Origin of the sequence: Herbaspirillum frisingense (assembly GCF_047325095.1) — a bacterium.
Lineage (GTDB): Bacteria > Pseudomonadota > Gammaproteobacteria > Burkholderiales > Burkholderiaceae_D > Herbaspirillum > Herbaspirillum frisingense.
On sequence record NZ_CP168558.1, the window covers coordinates 4,635,121 to 4,648,557 of the forward strand.

The window sequence follows — 13,437 nt, forward strand, 5'->3', positions numbered from 1 at the left end:
GATATCGCTGATATTGCTGAGACTGCACACCTTGCACATCTGCCCCTAGCCCCCGCGTGACCACCGAACTGCCCGCTCTCTCCTCCCGCCACCACGTCGGCCGCATCGCGCGGCTGGCCTGGCCACTGCTGGTCGGCCAACTGGCACTGATCGCCAATGGCGTGATCGATACCGTGATGGTGTCGCGCTTCTCGGCGCTGGATCTGGGTGCGCTGGCACTGGGGGTATCGATCTATGTGAGCGTGTTCGTGGGTCTGTCGGGCGTGCTGCAGGCCCTGCAACCGACCGTCGGCCAACTGTTCGGCGCCGGCCGGCTGGACGAGATCGGCAACGAGGTCAAGCAGGGCATGTGGCTGGCGGTACTGCTGTCCATCGTGGGGTCGCTGGTGCTGATGTTCTCGCCGGTATTCCTGGCCTTCGCCAAGGCCTCGCCGGAACTGGTGGAAAAGGCCACCCTGTACCTGCGCATCGAGGCGCTGGCGCTGCCGGCGACGCTGTTCTTCCGCGTCTATTCGGCGCTCAACACTGCGCTGGCGCGACCCAAGATGGTCATGGCCATCCAGCTCTGCGGCCTGCTGCTCAAGCTGCCGCTGAACGCCCTGCTGATCTTCGGCGGCCTGGGCCTGCCCGCCTTCGGCGGCCCCGGCTGCGCCATCGCCACTACCCTGATCGCCTGGCTGATGATGATCGCCGCCTGGTTGCTGGTGGCGCGACTGCCCTACTATCGGCCACTCAAGCTGTTCGGCAGCGGCTTCGTCGCCCCCTCCTGGAAAGCCCAGGGCAAGCTGCTGCGCCTGGGTGTTCCGATCGGCATGTCCTACTTCATCGAAGTCACCGCCTTCACGCTGATGGCGGTCTTCATCGCGCGCCTGGGCGCCGTGCCGGTGGCCGGCCACCAGATCGTAGGCAACGTCGGGACCGTGCTCTACATGCTGCCCCTGTCCATCGCCAGCGCCACCAGCACCCTGGTAGCCCAGGCCATCGGCGGCAACAACATGCAGGAGGCGAAGAAAATCGGACGCGCCGGCATCCGCCTGGCGGTCTCGCTGTCGGTGGTGATCGGGATGGTCGTCTGGTTCCTGCGCGAGCACATCATCCACGCCTACACGCCCGATCCGGTGATCATCGGCGCGGCGCTGCCGCTGTTCCTCTACATCGCTTTCTACCAGTTCTTCGATGCGATGCAGGTGACCACCGCCTTCGTACTGCGCGCCTACAAGGTCGCCGTGGTCCCCACCGTGATCTATGCGCTGACCTTGTGGGGCGTAGGCCTGGGCGGAGGCTACCTGCTGGGTCTCGACCCGCTGGGCTGGACCCCGGCCGCGCTGCGCGGACCGGCCGGCTTCTGGGCTGCCAACAGCCTCAGCCTGGGTCTCGTGGCGATGGGCCTGCTGGCCTACCTGCGCGTGATCCAGCGACGCGCTGCCCGGGGCGAACTCAGGATCTGAACGCGCCGCCGGCAAACAGATCGTCGTTGCTGGCGTTGACCAGCCCTGGCACCGTGGGCGCCTCCGCCGGGCGTCCCAGCAGAAAGCCCTGCACCTGGTCGCAATGCAGCAACTGCAGTTCGCGCAATTGCCCCTCCGTCTCCACCCCTTCGGCCACCACCTCCATCTGCAGTGCATGTGCCAGCGCGATGATGGCAGCGACGATGGCGCGCCCGGAGTGATCTTCCAGGTCCAGGCGCGAGGTAAAGAAGCGATCGATCTTGACCTGGCGGCAGTGGAACTGCGCCAGGTAGGCCAGGCTGGAATAACCGGTGCCGAAGTCATCGATGGCGATGTCAAAGCCCAGCGATTGCAGCTCGCGCACCACTTGTGTGGTGCGTTCCACATCCTTCATGGCGGCGGTCTCGGTGATCTCGAACATCAGCCGTTGCGGTGCGATGCCGGCCGCGCCGACCATGGCGATGATGCGCTCCACCAGATCGGCTCGCATCTGCAGCGGCGACAGGTTCAGTGCCACCTTGACCGGCTTCATGCCCGCCCCGTCCCAGCGCGCGATCTGGCAACACACCGCCTGCAGTACCCAGTCACCGATGGCGATGATCTGGCCCGAGCGCTCGGCGATGGGGATGAATTCCGCGGGCGCCATCTCGCCCAGCTCCGGGTGGTTCCAGCGCAGCAGAGCCTCCAGCCCGGTCAACTCCTTGCTGGCACCCCGATACTTGGGCTGGAAGTGCAGGCGGAACTGCTGCTGTTCGATGGCCTGCTGCAAGGCCTGACGCACCTGCAGGTGACGCATCGCGCTGGCATGCATGGCCGGTTCGAAGAAGCGATAGGTATTGCGCCCGCTCTGCTTGGCCTCGTACATGGCGGCATCGGCATTCTTCATCAGGGCATCGGCCGATTCGCCGCTATTGGGATAGACCGCGATGCCGATGCTGGAGGTCACGCGCAGGGTCGCATCCTCGATCTGGAAATCCAGGCGCAGCGCGGCCAGGATGTTTTCCGACAGCTGCTCCACCACTTCCGGCGAGGCCAGATTGCTCATCACCACCACAAACTCGTCACCACCGATGCGCGCCACCATGTCCTCGCCGCGGATGCAGGCGCGGATACGCTGGGCCACCGCCACCAACAGGCCATCGCCCACCGCATGGCCGAGTGAATCATTGATGGCCTTGAAACCATCCAGGTCCATGAACAGCACCGCAAAGGGCCGGCCATTGCGCCGCGCCACCTCCACCGCGTGCTGGATGCGATCGGCCAGCAGGGCGCGATTGGGCAGCCCGGTCAGCACGTCGTGGGTGGCGAAGTGCAGCAGCTTGTCATTGGTACGGCCGACGATCTTCTTCAGGACCTGATTGCGCTGCACGCCGCTGACCACCAAGGCCATGGCCATGGCCAGGAAGGCCAGGAACACCAGGCCATTGACCAGGTGCTCGCGGGTAATACCCTCCAGCATCTGGCTCTGTGCCTGCGGGCCGATCATCACTGCGCGCAGCCCGGCCGCAGCCGAGGACACCAGTCCGGCCCCGACCAGCAGCGCGGCCAGTACCCGCCGCGTCTGCTGCGAATTGAGCGAACCGGTCATGGGCTTGCGACCATTGCTGGCCGAAAACAGGGTCACGATGAAGACCGCCACCACCTCGGTCACCACCAGCGCCACGACCAGCAGGATCGTGTGGTACAGCAGCGGCGGCTGCAGCGTCATGGCCTTGAGCGCGATATGGAAGGCCGCATTGAAAGCCGCACCGATGGCGAGACCGCCGATGACCAGGCGGGTCGGGTGCGGACGCCGCAGCCCCGTCAGGTGCATCAGATAGAAGGCGCTACCCATGCACAGCAGCAAGGACAGCACCACCAGCCTGGCATCGAAGTTGATCGCGATGCTGATCTGCAGCGACGCCACCGTGAGCAGCATTGCGCCCCAGACGCCCACGCCGAACACGGCCGCCCCGACCGACAGCCACAGCCGCCGGTGCTGCGCCTCCTGCAGCACGATGCGCTCGGAAACCTCCAGCGCGGCATAGGCAGAAAGACTGGCGACCAACAAGGCAAAGGCCAGCAGCAGGAAATGAAAGGAACCTGACATCGTCGAACCTGGGCTAGGTTGCGCGTCTTCCATGCGGGCGATCGCTGGGAGCCCGCAAGCATCTGCGCCTGCACGGTATCGCGGCCATTCCGCCCGCCACTGCAGCCGCCGGTGCAAAGCGCACGGCGGGCGGCGGAGCGTCAGTCGATCCACCGTTGCATGCCAACGGGTCGCCGCGGTCCTTTCCGGAGCAGTGCCTGAGCTTGCCTGGAGGCGCCGCAAGGGCGCCGGCAAGGCGGCAGGAACCGACCCGGGAAACCTCAAAAAGTTACGTAACCAGAACGTACCACAGGGATGCTGCTGACTTCTTTGATTTATTCGTCTTGTTTCAACCAGCGTGCTGCTTGTCTGCCCGGCGCTACCGGGTCCATGCCACGCCCCATGGGAAGGAGCGTATTTTCAACCTGCTTCCCCATCCCCACCAGGTGGGAAGTTAATCGGTTATTCACCACCGCATTGAATTTGTTTTTCGGTGAGGCGCTATTCTAGCGCGCTTCTGCGCCGATGTGCCGCGCTGCGGCATGCATGGCGCGTCGGATGTGCTGTCTCGCGGCGGATACATCCCCTGAAAAAATCTGGCTGCGCGGCTCACATGCGATGCATCTGGACTGACAATAAGCGCCGTAGATCACCGGCGCGCAGCATGGTTGACCAGGGCGCCATTGCGGTGACATGCACCGCGAGAGCGTCCGGAAGACAGTCCCAGGCACGTACCTGAAGTGGCCTGATGACCTGACATCCACATGCCCGCAGCGCGCCGTGATCGACGAAACGGTTGTCCCACCATCGCATCGGAGACCTGCGCATGGCCCCCTTCCCGTTCGGCGCAAAGCCGCGACCGATCTGCCTTTCCGGCATCCCGCGAGGATCTCGCGCAGGGCGATGGCGAGGCTTTCCTGACCAGTGAGCATAAATCACGTTTGCTGCGTAACTCACCCCAAATGCAAACGTACCCCGGAAAGCGCTACGTCAAAGTACCTTCGAAACCATGGAAACCGCCAATCAAAAATTCGCAAAGCGCTTGCGCACCGCGATGGAAAAAGCTGGATACGAACCCAAGCCCGCCGTTCTGGAACGGGAATTCAATCTGCGGTACTGGGGCAAACCGATGACCCTGCACGGCGTACGACGCTGGTTGCTGGGCGAGTCGATGCCCAAGCAGGACAAGCTGGAGACGCTGGCCGAATGGCTCATCGTCACTCCCCAGCACCTTCGTTTCGGCGAAGAGATCGGCAAACGCATCGACAAGCGCCGCGCCCGCTGGGAAGAAGCCATCGGCTACCGCGAGCGCGAAGCCTTCGAGGCCTTCATCAATCTGCCGGCGCCCCAGCGCAAGATCGTCAAGGAAGTGATCTTCGCCTTCGCCCAGATTGCCGCCCACGCACCGGAAAAGCTCGTGGCAGCCGCCAAGACCACCGCCCGCCGCCGTCCGCGCAACTAAGCCAGGCGCTCTCCCAAGTCCCTCCGAATCACGATCCCGACTCCCCAGGGATCTTCATCCGGGTCTTTTCCAGCCTGCCCTCATGGCCGCATTGCCGGCAATTCTTCCCGATTTTTTCCTGACCATTGCTGACCGCCACGCCTTGCTTGCATCCTGGCGACGGGCTGTCAATTCGTCAGCTTCCCGCCCCGCAGGAGCCGCTGTGGCGAAACGCCCACGCCGCAAACGATGTCAGGAAATATTTTTGCGCACCCGTGCGGCCACGTCGACGCAGTGATCGACCTGCTCGGCGATGGCCTGCGGCACAGGACGACGGCCATCGAGCACCTCGCTGATCCAGCGCGCCGTGGCCAGTGCGTCGCTACCTTCCGGCAACTCCGGCACGTCCTCGGCCACGCTCTGCTTTTCCACCAGCACGGTGCGCGTGCCATGGCTGAACCAGTCGATGCGTTGGGCGCGCCGGGCATTGGCCACGGTCTCGCCCTCGGTACCGCGCATCAGGAAAGCATCGCCGCGATCATGCGGTGCAGCGTTGCCAAAATAGTCGCTCAACATCTCCAGATACTCGGGATGGGTGTACGACGTCAGACGCAAGGCCGGCTGCGCAAACGGTTGCATGATCTTCACCAGGGTATGCGTGGAGTTGCGCACCCCCAGGATGCGGCGCATCTCCAGCAGTCGCGCGATGGACGGAGCCAGCGCGGCAATCGGGATGAAGGCCGGTTGTCCGGCGGCCATCAGCGCTTCAGCCTGGGCGCCGGAGGCCGCGTGGGCAATGCCCAGTGCACTGAATATCTCGGCGCTGGTCAGGCGCTGCGGGTCACGGGTCACACCGTGCATGAGCACCGGCACGCCCCGGCGCACCAGCAGCATGCACAGCAGCGGCGTAAGGTTGGCCATCTTGCGCGACCCGTTGTAGCTGGGCAGGACCACCGGGGCGTAATCGCCGGCGGGCGCGCGCAGCGGCGTGAAGGACGCTTCGGCGGCCGCCAGGAAACCGGCGATTTCCTGGACCGACTCGCCCTTGATGCGCATGGCCAGGAGGATCGCGCCCAGCTCCAGGTCGCTGACGCGGCCCTCGAGCATGGCCTGGTACATGGCCTGGGCATCGTCACGGGAGAGGCTGCGCGCGCCATCCTTGCCGCGGCCGATCTCCTTGATGAAGGGCGCAGCAACGAAGGGGGTGGCGACCACCGGGGCGGCCAGCGCGGCGGCAATACCCGGGGCAGCACTGGCAGGCTCGACGGCCGCAGCCGGAGCAGGAATGTGGGCATCGTTTTGCATGGCCGAAGGGTACACCAAAAGCGGCGCCTGCCGCAGCCGGCAGGGCCAGCGGCCGGGCTTTCCATTACAATAGCGCCTTTGCCGCGCACCCCACCCGTCGGGGACCGGCCGCTTCATTGAGTCCATCCCCATGCTAGTCCTCGGCGTCGAATCCTCCTGTGATGAAACCGGCCTCGCTCTGTACGACACCGAGCGCGGCCTGCTGGCGCATGCCCTGCATTCGCAGATCGCCATGCACCAGGAGTACGGTGGTGTCGTCCCCGAGCTGGCCTCGCGCGACCACATCCGGCGCGCCATTCCGCTGCTGCGGCAGACCCTGGCGGACGCCCATATGCAGGCGCAAGAGATCGACGCCATCGCCTACACCCAGGGACCGGGACTGGCCGGCGCGCTGCTGGTCGGCGCGTCCGTGGCCTGCGGACTGGGCCTGGCACTGGACAAGCCGGTACTGGGCATCCATCACCTGGAAGGGCACCTGCTCTCCCCGCTGCTGGCCAGCAAGCCGCCGCGCTTTCCTTTCATCGCCCTGCTGGTCTCGGGCGGCCATACGCAATTGATGCGGGTCGATGGCGTGGGGCGCTATGAACTGCTGGGCGAAACCCTGGACGACGCTGCCGGCGAAGCCTTCGACAAGTCGGCCAAGCTACTGGGCCTGGGCTATCCGGGTGGACCGGCCATCTCGCGTCTGGCCGAGTTCGGTGACCCGGCCGCGTACCAGCTGCCGCGCCCCATGCTGCATTCCAAGAATCTGGACTTCAGCTTCTCCGGCCTGAAGACTGCGGTGCTGACCGTGGTCAAACAGCACGGCAGCAACAGCGCCAATATCTGCGAGCAGGACAAGGCCAACATCGCACGCGGCTTCGTGGACGCCATCGTCGACGTGCTGGTGGCCAAGTGCATGACCGCGTTGAAGCAGACCAACCTGAAGCGCCTGGTGATTGCCGGCGGTGTGGGTGCCAATGCCCAGTTGCGTGCTGCCCTCAATGCCGCTGCAGCCAAGCGCCGCTACGAAGTGTTCTATCCGGAACTGCAGTTCTGCACCGACAACGGCGCCATGATCGCCTTTGCCGGCGCCATGCGCCTGCGCGAGCAACCCGATGCGGCGCGCAAGGAATATGGTTTTGGCGTGCGGCCGCGCTGGCCGCTGGATGAACTGCGGCCGCCACAAGGTGCGACGACTCCATCCACATAAATAATTTATACGATATAAACAAAAAGGGCCGCAATCTCCATTGCGGCCCTTCTGTTTTCGGGAAGTGGCAAGCAGCCTTGCCCAACTTACTTGTCCAGCTTACTTGCCGGCCTTCTTCTTGCTCCCGATCTTGCTTTCCTTGCCGGCCAGCAGGTTGCCGATGTTCTTGCGATGGCGATAGATCAGCAGTGCCGCCATCGCGACCACGGCCAGCAGGATGCCGTCGGTGGTACCGAACAGCAGGCCGTAGTAGAACGGGGCGAACAGGGCCGCCACCAGCGCTGCCAGTGAGGAATAGCGGAAAGCGAAGGCCACCACCAGCCAGGTCCCCAGCGTGGCCAGGCCCAGCCAGGGGTCCAGCGCCAGCAGGATGCCCAGCGCGGTGGCCACGCCCTTGCCGCCCACGAAGCGGAAGAACACCGGCCACAGGTGACCCAGGAAGACGGCCAGCGTGACCAGGGCGATACCGGTGTCATCCACGCCATACTGCGGCCCGAACTTCTGCGCCAGCCAGACCGCCAGCCAGCCCTTGAAGCCATCGCCCAGCAGCGTCAGTGCCGCCGCCTTCTTGTTGCCGCTGCGCAGCACATTGGTGGCACCGGGATTCTTGGAACCGTAGGTGCGCGGATCGGCCAGTCCGAAGACCTTGGACACCACCACCGCAAAGGACAGCGAGCCGATCAGGTAGGCCGCGATGGCGAAAAGGATGTTGTACATGAATGCGTTCTTTCTCTTGTCTCTGGGTTCTTGTCAGGGCGCATCAGCCAGGGCGCACTGCACCGCCTTGGCCGGCAACACCTTCAGGAGGACGGCGGGATCGATGCCCACCAGGAAGCCGCGCCGGCCGCCATTGATGTAGATCTTGTCGAGTTCCAGGATGCTGGCTTCCACGTAGACCGGCATGCTCTTGCGGGTGCCGAAGGGCGAGGTCCCACCGATCAGGAAGCCCGAGTGGCGATTGGCCACCTCCGGTTTGCAGGGCTCGACCGACTTGCAGCCGATCTGGCGTGCCAGGTTCTTGGTGGAGACCTTGCAGTCGCCATGCATGAGCACCAGCATCGGCTTGGCCGCCTCATCCTGCATCACCAGGGTCTTGATGACGGCATGCTCGTCCACGCCCAGCTCGCGCGAGGACACCGAGGTGCCGCCATGCTCCTCGTAATCGTAGGGATGCTCGGTGAAGGTCACGCCCTGCTTGCGCAGGAATTGCGTGGCGGGGGTTTCGGAGATGTGTTCTTTCTTGGCGCTCATCGGTGTTCTTCCTGACGGCTGCCTGACCGGCCCAGCAGGCCGGCCGGGCCGTCATGGGCGCACATTATGCCGCAAGATCAGCCGCGGGGGTGATGTGCGGCATGCAGTTGCTTGAGCCTCTCACGTGCCACGTGGGTGTAGATCTGGGTGGTGGAGATGTCGGCATGGCCTAGCAGCAGCTGTACCACGCGCAGGTCGGCGCCATGGTTGAGCAGGTGGGTGGCAAAGGCGTGGCGCAGCGTGTGCGGTGACAGGCGCACCGTGATACCGGCCTGCAGTGCGTGCTTCTTGATCAGGGTCCAGAACATCTGGCGCGTCATCGGCCCGCCGCGTGCGGTGACGAACAGGGCATCGTCGACCTGGCCCTGCAGGATCTGCGGCCGCCCCTCGGCCAGGTAGCGGGCAATCCAGGCACCGGCCTCCTCGCCGAACGGCACCAGCCGGGTCTTGTCGCCCTTGCCGGTCACCCGCAGCACGGCCTCGTTCATACCGACTTCAATGCTCTTCAACAGCACCAGCTCCGACACCCGCAAGCCGCTGGCATACATCAGCTCGATCATGGCGCGGTCGCGCAGCCCGAGGGGCGTGGACACATCGGGTGCGGCCAGCAGGGCCTCGACCTGGCCTTCCGACAGGGTCTTGGGAAAACGCTGCGGCTGGCGCGCCGAGCGCATCTTCAGGCAGGGATCGGCGGCCACCCGGTTCTGGCGCAGCGCCAGCTGGAAAAACCGCTTCAACACCGCCAGCCGGCGATTGGAAGAACTGGGCTTGGTCTGGTCGTGACGGGCCGCGAAATAGGCATGCAGGTCATCGGCCTGGGTCTCATAGAGCGACTTGGCGTGCTCATGATGCAGCCAGTGGGCGTACAGGGTCATGTCGCGCCGGTAGGCCTCCAGCGTATTCTTGGACAGGCCGTCTTCCAGCCACAGGCTGTCGCAGAATTCGTCGATGGCCTCGCGGCTGGCGGCGGGCGCTTCTATCTTCGGTGTCGTGCGTCCCATGCGAGTCCGTCAGTATCCGTGAACGCCTTCGTGGCGCAGCAACCAGCGCTTGACCTCCAGGTGGAAGCCGTCGACGTCGTCATGATGCGAAAACCCGCCCAGGCCGCCGGCTGCGGTGACCCGATGACAAGGAATCACCAGCGGATACCAGTTGGCGCCGCAGGCCTGCCCGACCGCACGCGGGGCGGACTGGATGTGCTTGGCAACCTGGCCATAGGTCTGGACCTGGCCGCAGGGAATGGCGGCGATGGCCTGCCAGACGCGTTGCTGGAAGGCGCTGCCCACCGGAGCCAGCGGCAGCTTGAAACGAAAGCCCGGATCGGCCAGGTAGCGCCGGATCTGCTGCACGGCCTTGGCCGCCACCGGATCGGCGGCATCCTTCTCGGCGTAATGCGCCGGCAGATAGACCATCTCGACCAGCGCCCCGGCCTGGGTACGGATGCCCATGCCGCCAAAGGGCGTATGCACCACGGCGGAAAACAGCGCGGTCAGGGGCGATTCGGTCTGGAGCTGGGTCATGGACAATGGGCCAAATGCGATGGAGGCCTATTTTAAGCAATTCAGGCCCGGGCTTGATACCATCGGGCAAAACAGAGGACCACACTTCAGGAGACCGCATGACGCAGGCATCGCCCCACACCGAACCGGACCACCTGGTGGTCACCGCCCCCAGCCTTGAAGCCGGCATGGCCTGGCTACAGCAGCAACTGGGCGTCTCGATGGCGCCGCGCATCGGCGGACAACATGAGCGACTGGGCACGCACAATGCCCTGCTGTCGTTGGGTGCGGGCTTCTACCTGGAGGTGATCGCCATCGATCCCGCCGGCAGCACTCCTGCTCGTGCACGCTGGTTCGGCATGGACGAGCTGGTCGCGGATGCGCCGCCGCGCCTGGCCCACTGGGTGGCCCGCACCGACGACATCGAAGCGGCGGTGGCAGCCAGTCCCATTGCCGTCGGCGAGATCACGCCCATGAGCCGCGGCACCCTGGCCTGGCTGATCACCATCGCCGCCGACGGCCGCCTGCCCTGCGCGGGGCTGATGCCCTCGCTGATCCAGTGGCACAGCCAGCCTCACCCGGCCAGCGCCCTGCCCGACCTCGGCTGCCGCCTGCAACGCCTGGTGCTGAGCCACCCGGCGCCGGCCGAACTGGGCGCTGCCCTGGCGGCAGTGGGGATGGAGGATGCACGCATCGTGCTGCAGGAAGGAAGGCAGACCGCCATCGAGGCCGTGATATCGACGCCATACGGGGAACGGGTGCTGCCGGGCTGAGAGAGCCCCTGAAGAGAGCCCCTGGAAGGGATGTGGAAAAAATATAAACCGTATAAACCGTACAAACCGTATGAACTATCCGCTTACGGCTGGCACAAAGAAAAAAGGCGCATCCTCGGATGCGCCTTCAAAATACTCCTGATGCATTCCCGGCCGTTTGAACGGCTTCAATCGAATGCACGTCTCCTCAGTTTCCCGGTATCGATACCGTTTGTTATGCACCACCCGCTTTGTATTCGGTGCTGCCCGCCTGCGCCCGCGCCGATGTGTCGGCAGGGTCGCCGGTGAGGCGCGTACATCAACAACTCACTAGAAAAACATCACTGCAAAACTCGATTGCCAGGACGGCAAATGCACGGTGCCGATTCAGCAAAGCCCGCACTTTAGCAGCACTCTGCGCGGTTTCAAAGCACTTTTTCAGGGCAAAACCAACATACTTTCGAGCAACTTAACAGACATCCGACAAAATCGGCACCATCGTAGTGCGTGGTGCCGATTATGAGAGACATTTGTTGTGTCAGTTGTAGATCAGGTTTGGCAGCCACAGCGACAGTGCCGGCCAGTAGGTCACCAGCATCAGGAAACCGAGCATGGTCAGCAGCCACGGCATGACCGCGATGGTCAGCTCGGTAATGCCCATCTTGGTGATGCCCGAGGCCACGTACAGGTTCAGACCGACCGGCGGATGGCACATGCCCACTTCCATGTTGACCACGATGAGGATGCCGAAGTGCACCGGATCGATGCCCAGCTTCATGGCCACGGGGAACAGGATAGGCGCCAGGATCAGCACGATCGAAGACGGCTCCATCACGTTACCGGCCAGCAGCAGCAGGACATTGACCACCAGCAGGAAGGTGATCGGACCCAGGCCGGAGTCGGTGATCCATGCCGCCATCGCCTGCGGGATGTTTTCGCTGGTCACAAGGAACGAGAACAGCACCGCGTTGGTGATGATGTAGAGCAGCATGGCCGACATCGAGGCCGAGTCCAGCAAGACCTTGGGCACCTGGCTCAGGCGCAGGTCCTTGTAGACGAACACCGAGATGAAGAAGGCATACACTGCGGCCATGGCAGCCGCTTCCGTGGGCGTGAACACGCCGCTGTAGATGCCGCCCATGACGATGACGATCAGGAACAGGCCCCAGCCACTCTTGCGGAAGGCCGCGAACCGCTCGGCCCAGGTGGCCTTCCTCAGGCGCGGGTAATTGTTCTTGCGCGCCAGGTACCAGGTGGTCACCCCCAGCAGGAAGGCCAGCAGCAGACCCGGCACCACGCCGGCCATGAACAGCTTGCCCACCGACGTATTGGTCGAGACCGAATACATCACCATCACGATGGAAGGCGGGATCAGGATGCCCAGCGCACCTGAAGTGGTGATCACGCCCGCGCCGAAGCGGTTGGGGAAGCCCTGCTTGACCATCGCCGGCAGGATGATGGAGCCGATCGCCACCACGGTGGCCGGCGAGGAACCGGAGACCGCCGCGAACAGCGCGCAGGCCAGCACGCCGGCCAGCGCCAGGCCTCCATGCCAGTGCCCCACCATGGAGGTGGCGAAGTTGATCATGCGCCGCGCCACGCCGCCATGGGTAAGGAAGTTGCCGGCCAGGATGAAGAAGGGGATCGCCATGATCTCGAACTTCTCGATGCCGGTGAACAACTTCAGCGCCACCGACTGGATCGGCACGTCGGTCATGGTGAAGAGGAAGGTCAGTACCGTCAGGCCCAGCGAGATCGAGATCGGCATCCCGGTCAGCATCAGCCCGAACAGCAGGACGAAAATGATCAATGCATTCATGCTTTACCTCCGCTGGTTTCTTCGTCCAGACCTTCCACGTGGGAATGGTCATGCTTGGGCAATTCGCCGGTCCGGTGGAAATTCCACGCGACCTGGAGGAAACGGAAGCACATCAGATAGGAACCCAGCGGCACGGCCAGGTAGACGATCCACATCGGCACTTCCAGCACTTCGGAGGTGCTGTCGTGCTGGGCGATGTCATAGACGAACTCGGCGCCGAAGGTGCCGACGATGCCGGTGAAGAGGGCGCCAGCGAACAGGCCGAAGAGCACGAACTTGTTGCGCCACGGAGTGTTGAGGCGATTGATGAGCACATCGACGCCGACGTGGATGCCGGTACGCACGCCATAGGCGGCGCCGAACTTGGCCATCCACACGAACATGAAGATGCACAGCTCCTGCGCCCAGCTCATGTTGATCTGGATGAGCTGGTCCTGTAACCAGGGAATGTCGAGGCCGGAGGCGTAACGATGCACCACGGCCACGAAGATGATGAAGGTGGCCGCGGCCATGAGGAACGCGATCAGCCACTCTTCCAGATGGTCGAGTAACTTCATGGAATCTCCTTGCGCCGGCAGGCCGCTCCCATGGTGGTAGCGGCCGCTGGCTTAGCTTGTTCTGATTGTTTTAGAGGGTGGCGCGGCGCACGCCGGACGGGCGCG

The 13,437-nt window shown here is 64.1% G+C and carries 12 protein-coding genes; 4 read left to right on the top strand and 8 right to left on the bottom strand.

From position 1 onward, the window contains the following. The first annotated feature begins 56 nt into the window (after positions 1-56). Positions 57-1,448, top strand: a complete 1,392-nt coding sequence (locus ACEOAC_RS21200) for an MATE family efflux transporter (RefSeq protein ID WP_413444197.1) — start codon at positions 57-59, stop codon at positions 1,446-1,448. On the opposite strand, the gene ACEOAC_RS21205 is transcribed toward ACEOAC_RS21200, so the two are convergent. Beyond that, positions 1,438-3,537: a putative bifunctional diguanylate cyclase/phosphodiesterase gene (locus ACEOAC_RS21205; protein ID WP_102661790.1), complete on the bottom strand. Its 2,100-nt coding sequence runs from the start codon at positions 3,535-3,537 to the stop codon at positions 1,438-1,440. The two genes, ACEOAC_RS21200 and ACEOAC_RS21205, sit on opposite strands and share 11 nt — an antisense overlap. 988 nt (positions 3,538-4,525) lie before the next feature. Between ACEOAC_RS21205 and ACEOAC_RS21210 the strand changes: the two genes are divergently transcribed. After that, positions 4,526-4,978, top strand: coding sequence for an XRE family transcriptional regulator (locus ACEOAC_RS21210; RefSeq protein ID WP_166758385.1), 453 nt, complete (start codon positions 4,526-4,528; stop codon positions 4,976-4,978). A gap of 231 nt (positions 4,979-5,209) precedes the next feature. Here ACEOAC_RS21210 and ybiB read toward each other — a convergent pair whose 3' ends face one another. Then, complete coding sequence (gene ybiB, locus ACEOAC_RS21215) at positions 5,210-6,262, bottom strand: DNA-binding protein YbiB (RefSeq protein ID WP_413444196.1); 1,053 nt, start codon at positions 6,260-6,262, stop codon at positions 5,210-5,212. 130 nt (positions 6,263-6,392) lie between these two features. Between ybiB and tsaD the strand changes: the two genes are divergently transcribed. Continuing rightward, positions 6,393-7,454 carry a tRNA (adenosine(37)-N6)-threonylcarbamoyltransferase complex transferase subunit TsaD gene (gene tsaD, locus ACEOAC_RS21220; RefSeq protein ID WP_241811364.1) on the top strand — a complete coding sequence of 354 codons (1,062 nt, stop codon included), beginning with the start codon at positions 6,393-6,395 and terminating at the stop codon, positions 7,452-7,454. Positions 7,455-7,553: 99 nt separating this feature from the next. Here tsaD and plsY read toward each other — a convergent pair whose 3' ends face one another. The 4 genes from plsY to ACEOAC_RS21240 form a co-directional block, all read right to left on the bottom strand. Next, positions 7,554-8,171 carry a glycerol-3-phosphate 1-O-acyltransferase PlsY gene (gene plsY / locus ACEOAC_RS21225; protein ID WP_077237343.1) on the bottom strand — a complete coding sequence of 206 codons (618 nt, stop codon included), beginning with the start codon at positions 8,169-8,171 and terminating at the stop codon, positions 7,554-7,556. 33 nt (positions 8,172-8,204) lie between these two features. Then, positions 8,205-8,705, bottom strand: a complete 501-nt coding sequence (gene ybaK / locus ACEOAC_RS21230; protein ID WP_006462931.1) for a Cys-tRNA(Pro) deacylase — start codon at positions 8,703-8,705, stop codon at positions 8,205-8,207. A gap of 77 nt (positions 8,706-8,782) precedes the next feature. Next, entirely contained in the window at positions 8,783-9,706 is a 924-nt protein-coding gene (gene xerD / locus ACEOAC_RS21235; RefSeq protein WP_006462930.1) for a site-specific tyrosine recombinase XerD, read from the bottom strand. 9 nt (positions 9,707-9,715) lie between these two features. Further along, positions 9,716-10,225 carry a methylated-DNA--[protein]-cysteine S-methyltransferase gene (locus ACEOAC_RS21240; protein ID WP_006462929.1) on the bottom strand — a complete coding sequence of 170 codons (510 nt, stop codon included), beginning with the start codon at positions 10,223-10,225 and terminating at the stop codon, positions 9,716-9,718. Positions 10,226-10,323: 98 nt separating this feature from the next. Here ACEOAC_RS21240 and ACEOAC_RS21245 point away from each other — a divergent pair, with 98 nt between their 5' ends. Beyond that, positions 10,324-10,977: a VOC family protein gene (locus ACEOAC_RS21245; protein ID WP_413628572.1), complete on the top strand. Its 654-nt coding sequence runs from the start codon at positions 10,324-10,326 to the stop codon at positions 10,975-10,977. A gap of 517 nt (positions 10,978-11,494) precedes the next feature. Here ACEOAC_RS21245 and ACEOAC_RS21250 read toward each other — a convergent pair. Beyond that, positions 11,495-12,775 carry a TRAP transporter large permease gene (locus tag ACEOAC_RS21250; protein WP_006462927.1) on the bottom strand — a complete coding sequence of 427 codons (1,281 nt, stop codon included), beginning with the start codon at positions 12,773-12,775 and terminating at the stop codon, positions 11,495-11,497. After that, entirely contained in the window at positions 12,772-13,332 is a 561-nt protein-coding gene (locus ACEOAC_RS21255; protein ID WP_006462926.1) for a TRAP transporter small permease, read from the bottom strand. Before ACEOAC_RS21255 ends, ACEOAC_RS21250 begins: the two co-directional genes overlap by 4 nt. Positions 13,333-13,437 lie beyond the last annotated feature (105 nt).

What these genes read in the sequence shown, in the direction of transcription:
- plsY (WP_077237343.1), bottom strand. Translation starts at nt 8,171, where the DNA reads ATGTACAACATCCTTTTCGCCATCGCGGCCTACCTGATCGGCTCGCTG.
- tsaD (WP_241811364.1), top strand. Translation starts at nt 6,393, where the DNA reads ATGCTAGTCCTCGGCGTCGAATCCTCCTGTGATGAAACCGGCCTCGCT.
- ACEOAC_RS21245 (WP_413628572.1), top strand. Translation starts at nt 10,324, where the DNA reads ATGACGCAGGCATCGCCCCACACCGAACCGGACCACCTGGTGGTCACC.
- ACEOAC_RS21210 (WP_166758385.1), top strand. Translation starts at nt 4,526, where the DNA reads ATGGAAACCGCCAATCAAAAATTCGCAAAGCGCTTGCGCACCGCGATG.
- xerD (WP_006462930.1), bottom strand. Translation starts at nt 9,706, where the DNA reads ATGGGACGCACGACACCGAAGATAGAAGCGCCCGCCGCCAGCCGCGAG.
- ACEOAC_RS21255 (WP_006462926.1), bottom strand. Translation starts at nt 13,332, where the DNA reads ATGAAGTTACTCGACCATCTGGAAGAGTGGCTGATCGCGTTCCTCATG.
- ACEOAC_RS21240 (WP_006462929.1), bottom strand. Translation starts at nt 10,225, where the DNA reads ATGACCCAGCTCCAGACCGAATCGCCCCTGACCGCGCTGTTTTCCGCC.
- ACEOAC_RS21250 (WP_006462927.1), bottom strand. Translation starts at nt 12,775, where the DNA reads ATGAATGCATTGATCATTTTCGTCCTGCTGTTCGGGCTGATGCTGACC.
- ACEOAC_RS21205 (WP_102661790.1), bottom strand. Translation starts at nt 3,537, where the DNA reads ATGTCAGGTTCCTTTCATTTCCTGCTGCTGGCCTTTGCCTTGTTGGTC.
- ybiB (WP_413444196.1), bottom strand. Translation starts at nt 6,262, where the DNA reads ATGCAAAACGATGCCCACATTCCTGCTCCGGCTGCGGCCGTCGAGCCT.
- ybaK (WP_006462931.1), bottom strand. Translation starts at nt 8,705, where the DNA reads ATGAGCGCCAAGAAAGAACACATCTCCGAAACCCCCGCCACGCAATTC.